Source organism: Neobacillus vireti, assembly GCF_001026695.1.
GTDB classification, from domain to species: Bacteria; Bacillota; Bacilli; order Bacillales; family Cytobacillaceae; genus Neobacillus; species Neobacillus vireti.
The window spans coordinates 1-14,635 of record NZ_LDNB01000017.1 but is presented as its reverse complement, the minus strand read 5'-3'; the positions used below and the strand labels follow the sequence as shown (position 1 = coordinate 14,635).

The window sequence follows — 14,635 nt, the reverse complement described above, 5'->3', positions numbered from 1 at the left end:
AACCCCTAGAAGAACATAAATTTTTAAATGTTGGTAATAATAACCTCGATTAACATTGAAAGGATGGGATGTTTGATGTCGTTAGAATGGTTTGACAGAGTATGTGGAGAATTGCAAGAACACCTGGAGTCAATTTGTGACGAATATGATCAGGTTGGCCAAATGACAATTGAAAGAGCGGCTAAACATCCGAGGATTGAGTTTTTCGTCGATACCGCTGATGTTGATACCGAAGAACTTGACCGTGATTATTTCTGCTCGCTGTTCTTTGACCCGCAAAACGAGGAATTTTATATTGATACCTTCGATGCTGACAGCGGACTTACGGCGAAAATCATCCTTTCAGACATTGAAGACATTATCGAGGAAGTCCATGGGAGTCTTCACGATTACATGAACGGCGATGATGACGACTCAGATGATGGCGTCTACCTCCAGCCAAATGAAGTGTTCGAGGATGTGGAGGTTTTTGGAGCCGAGGATGAAGAAATGGAATATTATCAAGCTGAACAACTCAACAGTGACGACATTTTTGAAGAAATTGATGTTGACTGGTCCACTCCTGAAGTTACAGCCTTTAAGCATGCAGATGAAGTAGAAGTTACCTATCAATTTGGGGTCGTTCAAGCAACAGGAGACGGTGTCCTTAAACGTATCAACCGTATCTGGACAACCGAAGACGAGTTGATCAGGGATGAATCCCATTTCATTTTTAGCAAAGAAGAAGCTAGTACCATTATTGCGATGATTGCCAGCCACATGGACCAATTAAGCGAGTTTGATTTTGACAATAATCCTTAAAATACAAGGGAGCATGCCATTTGGATGCTCCCTTTCCTTAATCAACTGTATAATCAATTTCAATTAAATCCCAAGCAGTGATTATCCCTAGCGGCACCTCGTCGGTTTTGCCGTTTTCCGTAATAATGACGCCTTCTAATTTCCGTTTCTTTTTATGTGCTTTTTCGAAAATATTTTCAACCTCAAAAATATTAATCTCTTTTGGAACGATTTCAATCAGAAGTTCTTTTTGATAATTCATGATATCCCAAACATGGATATCGGATAGATTTACTAGACCGCTCTCCATATTTTGCGCCATCCATTTAACAATCGATCCTGCCGTCAGAAGCCCAACACATTGTTTATTTTTATAGATTGGAAATTTAGAATAACCATGCTCCTTTATCGCTGCCGTCACTTCCAAAATGCTGTCATGATAATCAAAATAAACCACATGTTTCGTGGCGATGGAAAGTGCGTAATTAGGGCGGCTAAACACATTGGCGATTTTTTCAATATGGGAAACCACTTTTGCGTTGGGCTCTGCTATATAAAATCCTACCTCCATTTTTTCATGGACAATCGCATTTCGAAGTCTAGCATATTGCTCCAGATCTTTTTTATAGGTTTCAATGATTTGATATTTTTTTGCCCCAACCTTGACCAAAACTACAAATCTATCATCATTAATTTGCACAATATCCCTCAAAGCATCGTGTACCTGGTTATACGCTACTTCAAACCGTTCAGACAATAATGGCCCTTGTTTTTTATTCATAAACATTTTGCGCTCCTATTACAGTGCTTTTCTTCCTTACTATTATCTAATCATTATTTCGATAGAAAAATCAATACTTGAATAGTAAAAACATTTGCAGACAAAATGAAAAGACCGCCCTTTTTAACTAGGGCAGTCCTTTGTATCGTATGAAAATTCATCCGGTTGGTAACTTAATTTTATCGATAATGGTTGATATATAACTTTTTACCGTTCCATTTATGGTACTTTGCTGAGTTGTGCAATCCATTTGGCCTTGCCCATCGCCCGGTACCCGTTCGGTAGAATTGGATTCTTTGTCGATTAATTCGGGGGAGTAAATTCGCTCACCATTCATAATGCTGCGAATCGAACAGGCTAACTCCTCACTAGGGCTGTCCTTCAATAAATAACCTCTTACATCCGCTTGTAATACCCGGTCAAAATAACCGGTCCTAGCAAAGGTGGTAAAAAGAATCACTTTGCACCCAAATTGCTTTAAAGCGTCTGCTGCCTCAAGTCCGCTCATTTCCGGCATCTCTATATCCATGATACAAACATCTGGCTTGAAACGACTCACTAGAACAAGGGCCTCTTCTCCATTCCTCGCCTGACCAACCACTTCCATATCATCTTCCAAATTGAGGAGGGAACCGATTGCCTCTAGCAGCATTTCCTGATCCTCAGCAATAACAATTCGAATCATCCCTGTTCTCTCCTTATCTGGCAGCACTTTATAAGCTAAGACTCCCTTAAAAGGGAGTCGGCAAAAATGGTGGGCTTATAGCTCAGGCTTCGCTTGAATGGAAATCCTGCTTTTAGTTAAAGATTTTATTTCTTTAAAGGTCACAAAATTCTTTCTCTCCTCATCCCATAAGCGGAAACGGAGTGACTTCAAGCTAGTTGCAAGAGTGATGGTTGGTACGTTTTGTAATGGAGGCGTATTCTCGTGCGCCTCTTCCAGTTTATAGTTTGGCACCCTAGGGCTTAAATGGTGCACATGGTGATAACCAATATTACCAGTTAGAAATTGCATCAGTTTTGGAAGCTTATAGAACGAACTTCCTTCCACTGCCGCTTTCACGTACTCCCACTCTTTATCTTCTTCAAAGTAAGAATCTTCAAAAGTGTGCTGTACATAAAACAGCCAAATGCCTGCAGCTCCTGAAATCATGAAAATCGAGCCCTGTACTAATAGAAACGACTGCCAGCCAACTGCCCAGCAGAGCAATCCAATTAATGCAACTATTAATACATTCGTCAAATAGGTGTTCATGCGTTCTTTCTTTTTTGCACCTTTGCGGTTAAATCTATTTTTTAAAAGGAAAACATAAATCGGTCCTAATCCAAACATCACGAATGGATTGCGATAAAAACGATAGGCTAGACGAAGTCTAAGTGGTGCTGCTAAATATTCGTCCACTGTAAGCGTCCATATATCACCTGTACCCCGCTTATCCAAATTCCCACTTGTTGCGTGATGAACAGAATGCTCATGCCCCCATTGATCAAACGGGAAGATGGTTAAAACTCCCATGGCTGTTCCAACGATGCGATTGAGACGGCGGCTTTTAAAAAAGGAATGATGGGTGCAATCATGAAAAATAATGAAAATCCGTGTTAAAAAGCCTGCGGCTATTACAACGGGAACAAGCGTTAACCAATAAGATACGGAAAGGCTTATATATGCAAGGAACCATAAGATAATAAATGGTCCGACCGTATTAATAATCTGCCATACACTTTCTTTTGTCGTTGATTTTTCAAAAGGTGCAATTTGCTTTTTCAAAGTTTTCGTGTTTTGTAAGGTCATTTTATTCGAATTCCCTTCCTTATTTGTGTTGTTAATTCGAATTATAAAGGAAGGGTGTTGGACTTGTTAGTAGCAGGTGTCATGTGCTGGGTATGACGAATGTCATATACCAGACGATCTTAATGTTTTTAAGTGGTAAAACGCTTCCAATTGTTTTTTCCTATTGACCTTAAATATCACTACTAAAACCCTTTAGTATGAGGAAAATCATGAATTTGTTAATAGCTGAACGATTCGGTCCTCAATTTTTTTTCCTTTTTCTTCGTCAAGCAAATTATTTAATAAAATCGAAAAAATTAATGTTTGCCCACTTTTTGTCTCCAGATAGCCTGATAACGAACTGACAGTAGAAATGGTTCCCGTTTTCGCTTGGACTTTTCCTTGGACTTCTGGATCTTTCAAGCGATTTCTTAGTGTGCCTCCGACCATCTTTTCTCGTGCACCGGCCACAGGTAAGGAATAAAGGTAGTGGGGAAACCACTTTTCCTTCTTTACTGCAAATAACAGCTGCGATATTTGATTGGCAGGAATTAAATCAACATGAGAAACTCCTGATCCATCGCGGATAACCATCGTTTTAGGGTTGAGGCCCCATTTTGCGATTTCGTTTTTCAACACTTCAATTCCTTTTTCCCAGCTGCCCTCCCCTTTAACCGCCTTGCCCATTTCCTTCATCAACATTTCAGCATGGCCGTTATTACTCAACTTCATAAATGGCACCAGTAGCTCTGATAATGACATCGAGCGGTGAGTCACCAAAGTTTCTGCGGTGTCAGGCACCAATCCTGTTTTAATTATTCCCGTAATGGTAATCCCCTGTTCTGATAATGACTGTTTCATAAGGGAAAGGGCAAATCGGGTTGGGTCCCAGACACCAATCCAATTTTTTTCAACCTTTGCGTTGATTGGTATGGTTCCTTTTATTGTTATTATGTTTTTGGCGTGTTCCCTTTCGATGTTGATTTCCTTACTGCCGTCAGCTGGAACTGTTTCAGCATTATTTATTATTTTTACGTAGTTCGTTTTCGGGGTGATTTCTACTCCGGGTTTGTCCCCCGTTTTTGTTCCCGATTTTATGGAAACCATGACGGAACCCGCATCGTAATCTGTTGTCGGTGAGGCTGTTAGCGCAGAAATCTGCGCCCCATAATGAGTCGTCTCATCACTCCATGGTAAGTCAAGGGAATAGCGGACATCATCATACCAGGAATCATCACCAACGAGATTACCAGATATTTTTTTGATACCTTGCTTTTGTAATTCCGCTGCCATTTTATCAAAATCGGATTTTAAAAGCGTGGGATCGCCCTTTCCTTTTATAAAAAGATCTCCCTTAAGTATTTTCTTTTGCACCGTTCCATCCGTAAGTATTTCCGTCTGAAAGCTGTAGTCTTCTCCTAAAACATTAAGGGCCGCTGCTGCCGTAAGCAGCTTCATATTTGAAGCGGGCCGCAAACGGACATCACCTTGGTGATCATAAATGATTTCCCCGCTTGCGGCTGAGCGAATGCTCATACCCGCAATCGCCCCTTGTAAATCCGGGTCATTCATAATCAAATGATTAAGCTGCTGTACCATTTTTTCGTAATCATTCTTTGCAGTAACTTGACTGCAGGGAACAGTTGCCATTAATAAAAAAAGTACGAAAAATTTAACCTTTTTAATCAATCTATATCCAGCCTTCCTTAGAACATTTCCACTGCATATTTTGATAAATAGAATGCAATTTCTAAATTCTATTCTTGACCACTTGAATGTTTTTATTAAGGTACGCCCAATTTTGTGGTGCTGGCAGGCTGATTTGCCAAAATGTTGTGCCTGTCAATTGGTAGAGATCGATGAGCCGATATTTTTCTATAAAACTACGAATATCTTCAAACCAGACAACGTGCTCCTCCACTCCATGCCAATATCGATACCACGGCGATTTAAGGGTATTGTCGAATTCAATCGGCGAACCGGTAGAAATAGCCTTATTTTGGGCAGCAAGCACCGATAGGGCATGGGCAGCATTCGTAGGCACAACCTTATCATACCCATAAAGCGGCATTGCGATTTGCAGCTTTTGCGGATTGATTTGGGTGATTGAGTACCGGATAACTTGTTCCATCCACGTAATTGGAGCAATCGGATCAGGTGGACCGCCGGGGTAGCCGTAATCCATTGTCATCACGGCAACGAGATCGACCACACTGCCAATCGCGGCATAATCGTAGGCACCAATGATTCGATTTGTTGGAATATCTGCTGTTTTCGCGTGAACATTCACATGCAGGATAAGCTCGCCTAATGCATTCTTTAAACCCGTTAAAAAGGAAATAAAATCATGGCGTTGTGCCGGCGGAATAAATTCAAGGTCGATGCTGATGCCTCCAAACCCCCTAGTTCTTGTTAAATTCACCAAACTAGCTATCAAATTTCCACGATAGGCTGGATTTTGGAGCACTCGCCCTGCCAATTCCGCACTGAAATCATTTCCGGCAATATTCCGAATCATTAATAACGGAGTGATGTTCAATTGATTGCTTCTAGCAACAAGGGCTGCATCGTCTATCACATTAACCGCAAATCCTTCCTCAGTAAACGAATAAGCAACAATAGCTAAAAACGTCAGCTGTCCCGCTAGACTATCAATCGTTGCAAGGTTTGCACTTTCGGACGAGGGCACCAAAAACCCTAGTGTGGCTATTGCTAATTGTAATAGGGATGGTATGTTGATGATTTGGCCAATAAACAGTTTGTTCGGGTCAATGCCTGGATTTGCAGCTAAGATAGTTGGAATATCATTATTGAATTGTTGTGCCAGCTTCCAAATGTGATCGCCAGCTTTTATTTGATAAGGACGGATTGGCGGCAGGGTGTCAGGAAGGTATAATGCTAGGCCTGGAACGAGGGTATTTGCTGATAATAATCCATTCATCTCTACAATCATTTGAATTGAAACTCCGTAAATCGTGGAAATCGTCCCGAGGGTCTCGCCCTTCTTAACCACATGAACTGCCATAAACCTCTCACACTCCTTTCTATCCATCATATGGGCGAACGAAGTTAATATACTTGGACCTTGAGGTAAAAAAATGAACTTGCCGGCTGACAAGTTCGTTTAAAAACTTTCTATAGTCGTGGATCAATCGGTTCGAGTTCATTATGTCTTTTAAAAATCCCAATCATCATACCGATATCGACGATATTTCTCCCGATAGCACGAGTCACAAGTTGGAAATGAATGATCCCAAGGTAGTTTTTTGCCACATGTCTTGCATTTCTTAACGAATTTTTTTATATCCGTTTTTAACCTATCTTGTACTTGATCGCTAATTTGCTCGCGGAGCCGTTCCCAATAAATCGCTTCCGTTCGTTCCCCTAATCGGTACAAAAATAAGAGATGAAGTCCAACGGCTTTATAGCTGAGTTCAAGTTCCTCTAAGCTCCGGTCTTTTATCATTGGTTCAGGCAGTTCGCTTCCCTGAATGATGCTATACATCGTTTCTTCCCATTGCCTCGTTAAGACGGGCTCATTTTTCGAAAAAGGCAGGTGTAAAAAGCCATATAAATCCATTAACGGCAACCGTGCTTCAATCTCTGTTCCGGCAATCATTTGATAAAGTGACTTCTCTTCTGCAAGTGAGGCTTTTTTTGTTCCCTTCGGACTTTCAAATTTTCCCCATAACTCAAAAAAGGTTCCTAAATCCCGGTAATAGCGCTGAAACCGTTCAAAAACAGAATTGGTCGGGGCAATCGAAAACGTGTGAACAGGCTCATCCACCTGCACAAGCAGGTTCCGCATTTTTTTGATATCACTTGTAAAAGCAACTTTTCCGATATCATATATCCCTTTACGCCCAGCACGTCCGGCAATTTGCTTCACTTCTTGCGAGGTTAAGAGACGCCTGCGCGTTCCATCGAACTTTTCATTTTCAAGAAAAACAATCCTGCGAATCGGCAAGTTTAAGCCCATTCCAATCGCATCCGTTGCGACAATGACCTTTGTTTTTCCTTTATTAAACTGCTCAATCTGCTTTTTCCGCGTTTCCGGGGGCATGCTGCCGTAAATCATGCTGACAGAATGGCCGTCGTTTTGCAGCCGTGAGGCGGTCTCAAGGACACGCCTCCTTGAAAAGCAAATCAGGGCATCCCCTTTTTTAATATGCTTAATATGAAATTCCTTCGTTTCGACCTCGAGCGGAGTGTCACGGCTGTACTCGTGAATTTCAATATTTGCATCTCCTAAAAGCTCGAGCAGCATCGTTTTCGAATTTTTGCTGCCAATGATATGTACTTCTTCCGCACTCGCTTTCGTGATTGCCTTATACCATGAAAAGCCTCGGTCCTTATCGGTGATCATTTGCGCTTCATCAATGACAACCACATCATAAACCTCTTTTTCATGGAACATTTCTACTGTACAGGAGATATGGGCAGCATTAGGAACGATCTTTTCCTCCTCACCCGTTTTCAATGAACAGGGTGTACCTTCTGCATTTAACTTATCGTATACTTCAAGGGCTAATAGCCGCAACGGCGCCAAATACAAACCGCTAGCTGAAGCCTTCATTTTTTCGAGGGCATGGTGCGTTTTCCCTGTATTCGTTTCGCCAATGTGAAGGACATAGCGAACATGCCGTTGTAATGAAGGGTCATACTCCGCACCAAAGATGTCTTTCATCATCCGTTCTTCCGCTTCTTTTTTCCGCTTAATTTCCGCTTGCTCTTCTCTCTGTTTTCTTTCCCTCTCCTGTAAATCCCTTTCGAACCTTGCTTTGTGCACCCTAGGGTCAAATGGAATTTCCGCCAAACTAACTAAGTCAGAAAGGTATTCCGCTTGAATATCCTCTATCATGTACCCCTCAACATCGTAGAGAAGCTGGGCAATGCTGCCTTTTACAAAAGAGGCCGATAATTTTTCCTTAAAGGTTTTTAAAAACTCATCTTTAAGTTCCAAAGGTAGTTCAGCTAATACTTTTTCTGGTATAAGTTCCGACAGGTAATCAGAAATTAAGCTTTCATAAACAAAGAAATAGGTTTGATACTCATAGGTGCTCCGGCCCCAATTTAATGTTTTATGAATATCACCTGTCAATTCTTCAAAAAAAGCAGCAACCGTTGTATAAGCAGACGGATTAAACGCACCTTGATCGACTAATTTTTCCTCAAGGGCAAAAGGATCGACAGCTTGAAACTTTACATTATTTCTCAGGTCGGCGGCTAGTTGTTGGGCAACGAAGTGACGAACATATAAATAGAAAAGGTCATATTGTTCTTCCAGAATACCAACAGCAGTATCTTCAATTTCGCTCCTAATTGCTTGCTTCTGTTCTTCAAGCTGTTTCTGTTCTGCGCGCTTTAAAAAATGGTCCTTTGCATCCAGATAACGTTTTTCCCAATTTTCTTCATATCCAGCGAAAGTTTCCTTTATCCAACCCATTGCATCGAAGGGCTGATACGTCCGCATCTCATCGCGGAAAAGCTTATTCAGTAATTTCCGGTCAACCCCTTGTACTTCAAACCCTTTTTCGCTTAAAAATTGCTTTTTTTCATTTTTGGGAACATCGTTGGTCGCTTTATTCAACCAAACATTCACCCAAATTTGTTCAATGTAATGGCTCCTGTCGGTTATGTATTGTTCGAAGGTTGGCAGCGTTTCTTTCGCTTCTAAATAGCGGTCAATATCTTCATATATTTTCGTTTTAGTATGTTCAATCGCTTGAGGGTAAATGGTTATTAATTTGCTCATGAATTTCCCTCCTTTTTAAATTTTCTTGAGATTATTTTACCACAAAACTAAAGACCGAACGAGTATTCGGTCTTATATATCATGTTGAATACAATATTGATCAACTAGATCTTCGATTTGATCTAGTTCCGGAAATTTCCCTGAAAACTGAAATTTTATTTCTTCGATAAATTGATCTTTGTTGTAGACGTGGACGGCTCCATTTTGTTGAATGACACTGTATTCCGGTACAAACCGATAACCGCTTCGTTCAATAGCCCCCATTTTGAGTCCCCTTTTTCATTTTTTTATAGTATAAGCAGAAATTTGGAAGCTAATCCGACGAAACCTTTATCGCGAAAAATTCGGCGGTAAAATGGTTTTATTTGCGGTTCCAACCTTTTTATTTGCGAATCGACCTGTTTTATTTGCGAATCGAAATTTACCATTAAAAAAGAGGACGGCACCTTTTGAGTACCGTCCCTACAAAGAAATTATGCTGTTGTATAAACCTCTTCTTTCTTCTGTTCATGGCGAATGGTTGCCTGCGCGGCAGCCAAACGAGCAAGCGGCACGCGGTATGGTGAGCAGCTGACGTAATCTAAGCCCGTTCTGTAGCAGAAATCAATTGAGCTCTTTTCCCCGCCGTGTTCGCCGCAAATACCTGTTTTTAACGAAGGCTTTGCTGTGCGGCCAAGTTTCACGCCTGTTTCTACTAGCTTACCAACGCCCTCTTGATCAAGTACCGCAAACGGATTTTCAGGAAGCACTTTATTTTCGATATATGCTTGTAAGAATTTGCCCTCTGCATCATCACGGCTGTAGCCAAAAGTCGTTTGTGTTAAATCGTTCGTTCCAAATGAGAAGAAATCAGCTTCCTCGGCAATTTGATCAGCAGTCAAGGCGGCACGCGGTATTTCAATCATGGTTCCGATTGTATACTCGATACTCTTACCCGTTTCTTCCTGAACAAGAACTGCTGCATCAATAACCAGCTGACGCATTTGTTTTAATTCATTCACATGACCAACAAGCGGAATCATGATCTCCGGCTGCACTTCCATTCCTTTTTCCGTTAATTTTGCCGCGGCATAGAAAATCGCTTTCGCCTGCATTTCGTAGATCTCAGGATAAATCATGCCGAGACGGCAGCCGCGGTGTCCGAGCATAGGATTGAACTCCTCTAATTGGCGGACCTTTTTCAGCAATAGCTCTTTTTTCGTCAATTCCGCTGATTCCGGATCTAAGATTTGCAGTTTAGTTACGTCCACTAACAGTTCTTCTTTATCTGGCATAAATTCATGAAGCGGCGGGTCTAGTAATCGGATTGTAACCGGTAATCCTTCCATTGCTTCAAAAATTCCTTCAAAATCACCCTGTTGCATTGGTAAAAGCTCTCCAAGTGCTTCCATTCTTTCCGAATAATTTTCCGCAAGAATCATTTTTTGGACAATTGGAATCCGTTTTAAATCCATAAACATATGTTCAGTCCGGCACAACCCTACACCGCCTGCACCAAATTCAAAGGCCTTCTTTGCATCTTCCGGATTATCCGCATTTGCACGGACACCTAATTTTCGTTCTTGGTCCGCCCATGCAAGTAACAGCTGGAATTCATCCGAAAGCTCTGGATCAATCATCGGAATTTCCCCTAGCATAATTTCCCCAGTAGAACCATCAAGCGTGATGATGTCACCATAGTTAACAACGGTGTCACCTACTGTAAAATGTTTTGCTTTCAAATCAATCTTAACGGCTTCGCATCCGCAAATACAAGCTTTCCCCATCCCCCGTGCGACAACAGCTGCATGGCTGGTCATTCCGCCGCGGCTTGTCAAGATTGCTTGCGAAGCAACGATTCCATGGATATCATCTGGTGTTGTTTCCGGTCTAACAAGAATCACCTTTTTGCCATCGTTGCCTAAAAGCTCCGCTTCATCTGCATCAAAGACGACTTGACCTGTCGCTGCTCCCGGTGATGCCGGCAAGCCTTTTGCTAAAATTCTCTTTTCAAACGTGTCATCAATGCGGCGGTGCAGCAATTGATTTAGTTGATCCGGATCCACACGTATCAGTGCGGTTTTTTTATCAATAATTCCTTCTTCGACCATTTCAACAGCAATTCGAATGGCCGCTTGCGCTGTACGTTTGCCATTACGAGTTTGCAGGATGAACAGCTGACCGCGTTCCACCGTAAACTCAATGTCCTGCATTTCTAGGTAATGCTGCTCGAGCCGTTTGCACGTATCGGCAAATTGCTTGTAAACATCCGGCATTTCATTCTTCAAAGCGGCAATTGGCTGTGGCGTGCGAATCCCTGCAACGACATCTTCTCCTTGTGCATTGATTAAGTATTCACCGTAAAGAACGTGCTCGCCCGTCGAAGGATTTCGTGTGAAGGCAACACCCGTACCTGAATCATCCCCCATGTTTCCAAATACCATGCTTTGAATGTTAACGGCAGTACCTAAGTGGTCCGGAATTTTATTCAGGCGGCGGTAAACAATCGCACGCTGATTATTCCAAGAATTAAAGACGGCATTAATCGCAAGAAATAGCTGTTCGTTCGGATTCTGTGGAAACTCTTTTCTAGTATGCTTTTTAACAATTGCTTTGTAGCCGATGATCACCTCTTGCCAATCCGGCGCGCTCATTTCCGGGTCAGAGGAATAACCTTTTTGTTCGCGTGTTTCTTCTAAAAATTGCTCAAAATAATAGGTATCAATTTCAAGCACGACATTACTGAACATTTGAATAAAACGGCGGTAAGAATCATAAGCAAACCGCGGATTATTTGTCAATTTAGCCACGCCGAGTACCGTCTCATCATTCATGCCAAGGTTTAAAATCGTATCCATCATTCCAGGCATGGAAAACACAGAACCGGAACGGACAGAAACAAGCAATGGATTTTGCGGATCACCAAGTTTCTTGCCCATTTTTTCTTCTAAACAGGTAAGCGCTTCTAAAGTTTGTTTCTCTACTAAAGCTGGGATTGTTTTGCTAGCTTCATAGTAAGCATTGCACGCCTGTGTAGTAATCGTAAATCCATAAGGGACCGGGAGGCCAATTCGTGTCATTTCGGCTAAGTTCGCACCCTTCCCTCCTAGCAGTTCTTTCATATCGCCATGACCTTCGTGAAATAAATATACCAATTTATCCATTATCAAAAACTCCTCTCTTTTTTTAATATGTCTAAAATTAACCCAGCCGTCTCTTCTATTGCCTTATTTGAGACATCAATAACTGGACAGCCAACGCGCTTCATAATTTTTTCAGCATGGTCAAGTTCCTCAAGTATGCGCTCAAAACTTGCATAATTTGCCTTTGAAGCTAATCCTAATGCCTTTAAGCGTTCCTTGCGAATCTCGTTTAATTTATCAGGCGAAATGATTAATCCAATACAATTTTTCCTTGGTATTTCGAACAATTCATCTGGTGGAGGTACTTCTGGAACCAACGGAACATTAGCTACCTTAAAGCGCTTATGTGCTAAATACATTGACAACGGTGTTTTAGAGGTCCTTGATACACCTATTAAAACAATATCTGCCATTGTAATTCCTCTCGGATCGCGGCCATCATCATATTTAACAGCAAACTCGATTGCTTCAATTTTACGAAAATATTCTTCATCTAGTTTTCTCATTAACCCGGGACGATGATGTGGCGGTTTTTTAAATCTAGTGACGAAAGCATTCATTAATGGACTTAGCAGGTCAACAGCTAATATTCCTTCTTCAAGTGCCCTTCTATCTAAGTAGTCCTTTAATGCGGGAATAACTATTGTATAGGCAATGATTGAGTGCTCTTTTTTTGCCAATAAAATGACATCTTCAATATCTTCAATGTCTTCCACATATGAATTTCGGCGAATCTCAACATGGCCGCCGTTAAACTGAGTGGCGACTGCTTTTACAACAAACTCAGCGGTTTCCCCAACCGAATCAGATATAACATAAACAACCTCTTTTTGTACCAAAATGGCAGCAGCTCCTCTTCGTCTCATCTTTCCATTATTTCTAAATAGGCGCGTGTGATCGTGGTTTTAGTGATCCGTCCTAACAGAAAATATGTATTCCTCTGCTCCTCTACTTCCTTCACAACAGGCAGGGAGTCAATATGATTATCAATCATTTTCTTCGCTGCTTCGAGCAAGGTTGCATCAGGCCGGATGGTGAAAATATTAGGCATCCTCGTCATAATGACACTAACAGGTAATTCATGGAGATTTTTATTTCCTAATGTTGCCCTGAGCAAATCCTTACGTGAGACTACCCCGGCTAAATGACCTCTAGAATCCACTGCGTATAGCGTACCGACATCCTCTAAAAACAATTGGACAATCGCATCATAAACGGCGGTTGATTTATCGACGACAATTGGATGTGCCTTATAATCGATAACTTGTTGATGGAGAAACTTTTCGGCTTGACGCTTCACTTCATAATTTTCATTGAAAAAATAGCCCACCCGCGGTCTCGCATCTAATTTTCCAGACATGGTTAAAATAGCGAGATCCGGTCTTAATGCAGCCCTTGTTAAAGACAGCTTTACCGCAATTTCTTGTCCGGTAATAGGTCCATTTTGTTTGACAATTTGGAGAATTTTATCCTGCCGTTCTGTAAGTTTAATCATTATCACCCCCTCGTTTTCGTTTAATGTGCCGTATTTATCAAGTTTTTAATAAATGTGCTATACTTATTTGTATATAGTATAGTACATTTAAGCGAAATCCGAAACAATTACTTTTATTTTTTTTGACAAATTATCAAACTATTTTAGAAATTCCTATGCAAAAAAAAATCCCGCCTGCAATGGCGGGATTTTCCTTAGTTATTTGTAAATGAAATTTTCCTGCAGTTGGTCCTTAAAACAAAAAAATCCCATAGCGTGAACTATGAAATCAAAATTTGCGTATATTTGGCAGGGGCAGTAGGAATCGAACCCACACTGAAGGTTTTGGAGACCTTAGTTCTACCTTTAAACTATGCCCCTAAAGTGGTGGAGGGGGACGGATTCGAACCGCCGAACCCGGAGGGAGCGGATTTACAGTCCGCCGCGTTTAGCCACTTCGCTACCCCTCCACATATAAAAAAATAAAACTGGAGGAGGAAGAGGGATTCGAACCCCCGCGCGGTATTACCCGCCTGTCGGTTTTCAAGACCGATCCCTTCAGCCAAACTTGGGTATTCCTCCAATATTAAAAAAAAGATTATAAACGAATTTTGGTAGCGGCGAAGGGGATCGAACCCCCGACCTTACGGGTATGAACCGTACGCTCTAGCCAGCTGAGCTACACCGCCAAAATAAAAGTAAAGAAAAAATATAACGTGTATTTTCTTTTCCATTAAGTTTTACAAANCAACTACCATCGGCGCTGAGAAGCTTAACTTCCGTGTTCGGTATGGGAACGGGTGTGACCTTCTCGCCATTACTGCCAGACTATATTCACTTGAGGTTTCATTCCCTCAAAACTAGATAATGCAGAAGAAGTGTTGTAAAAACGAGTTCGCTTTAAAAATTTGGTTAAGTCCTCGAACGATTAGTATCAGTCAGCTCCACACGT

Annotated in this window: 11 protein-coding genes, 4 tRNA genes and 1 other annotated feature; of the genes, 1 reads left to right on the top strand and 14 read right to left on the bottom strand. The window is 41.4% G+C overall.

The annotated features are described in order from the left end of the window. Positions 1-75 precede the first annotated feature (75 nt). On the top strand, positions 76-801 hold the full coding sequence (locus AA980_RS20270) for a hypothetical protein (RefSeq protein ID WP_024028257.1): 726 nt from the start codon (positions 76-78) through the stop codon (positions 799-801). 37 nt (positions 802-838) lie between these two features. On the opposite strand, the gene AA980_RS20265 is transcribed toward AA980_RS20270, so the two are convergent. The 14 genes from AA980_RS20265 to AA980_RS20200 form a co-directional block, all read right to left on the bottom strand. Beyond that, positions 839-1,561 carry a CBS domain-containing protein gene (locus AA980_RS20265; RefSeq protein ID WP_024028258.1) on the bottom strand — a complete coding sequence of 241 codons (723 nt, stop codon included), beginning with the start codon at positions 1,559-1,561 and terminating at the stop codon, positions 839-841. A gap of 157 nt (positions 1,562-1,718) precedes the next feature. Then, the gene (locus AA980_RS20260) at positions 1,719-2,246 is read right to left on the bottom strand and encodes a response regulator (RefSeq protein ID WP_024028259.1); all 528 of its coding nucleotides are present in this window, start codon (positions 2,244-2,246) and stop codon (positions 1,719-1,721) included. Positions 2,247-2,321: 75 nt separating this feature from the next. Further along, a complete protein-coding gene (locus tag AA980_RS20255) occupies positions 2,322-3,353 on the bottom strand; it encodes a fatty acid desaturase (protein ID WP_024028260.1) in 1,032 nt (343 codons plus the stop codon). Positions 3,354-3,560: 207 nt separating this feature from the next. Next, positions 3,561-5,021, bottom strand: a complete 1,461-nt coding sequence (dacB, locus tag AA980_RS20250) for a D-alanyl-D-alanine carboxypeptidase/D-alanyl-D-alanine endopeptidase (RefSeq protein ID WP_024028261.1) — start codon at positions 5,019-5,021, stop codon at positions 3,561-3,563. Between the two features lie 61 nt (positions 5,022-5,082). Beyond that, complete coding sequence (locus AA980_RS20245; RefSeq protein WP_024028262.1) at positions 5,083-6,357, bottom strand: LysM peptidoglycan-binding domain-containing protein; 1,275 nt, start codon at positions 6,355-6,357, stop codon at positions 5,083-5,085. A gap of 150 nt (positions 6,358-6,507) precedes the next feature. Then, a complete protein-coding gene (locus AA980_RS20240; RefSeq protein ID WP_024028263.1) occupies positions 6,508-9,087 on the bottom strand; it encodes a DEAD/DEAH box helicase in 2,580 nt (859 codons plus the stop codon). A 72-nt stretch (positions 9,088-9,159) separates the two neighbouring features. After that, complete coding sequence (locus tag AA980_RS20235) at positions 9,160-9,351, bottom strand: YbxH family protein (RefSeq protein ID WP_024028264.1); 192 nt, start codon at positions 9,349-9,351, stop codon at positions 9,160-9,162. 209 nt (positions 9,352-9,560) lie between these two features. Then, the gene (ppdK, locus tag AA980_RS20230; RefSeq protein WP_047771913.1) at positions 9,561-12,230 is read right to left on the bottom strand and encodes a pyruvate, phosphate dikinase; all 2,670 of its coding nucleotides are present in this window, start codon (positions 12,228-12,230) and stop codon (positions 9,561-9,563) included. Positions 12,231-12,232: 2 nt separating this feature from the next. After that, the gene (locus AA980_RS20225) at positions 12,233-13,048 is read right to left on the bottom strand and encodes a pyruvate, water dikinase regulatory protein (RefSeq protein ID WP_024028266.1); all 816 of its coding nucleotides are present in this window, start codon (positions 13,046-13,048) and stop codon (positions 12,233-12,235) included. Between the two features lie 23 nt (positions 13,049-13,071). Next, positions 13,072-13,704 carry a helix-turn-helix transcriptional regulator gene (locus tag AA980_RS20220; protein ID WP_024028267.1) on the bottom strand — a complete coding sequence of 211 codons (633 nt, stop codon included), beginning with the start codon at positions 13,702-13,704 and terminating at the stop codon, positions 13,072-13,074. Positions 13,705-13,990: 286 nt separating this feature from the next. Next, positions 13,991-14,064 (bottom strand) — tRNA-Trp (locus AA980_RS20215). A 4-nt stretch (positions 14,065-14,068) separates the two neighbouring features. After that, a tRNA-Tyr gene (locus AA980_RS20210) sits at positions 14,069-14,153 on the bottom strand. 19 nt (positions 14,154-14,172) lie between these two features. After that, a tRNA-Ser gene (locus AA980_RS20205) sits at positions 14,173-14,265 on the bottom strand. 30 nt (positions 14,266-14,295) lie between these two features. Next, positions 14,296-14,372: transfer RNA gene (locus tag AA980_RS20200), tRNA-Met, on the bottom strand. 53 nt (positions 14,373-14,425) lie between these two features. Beyond that, positions 14,426-14,511: a sequence feature (5S ribosomal RNA rRNA prediction is too short), on the bottom strand. Positions 14,512-14,635: the final 124 nt, after the last annotated feature.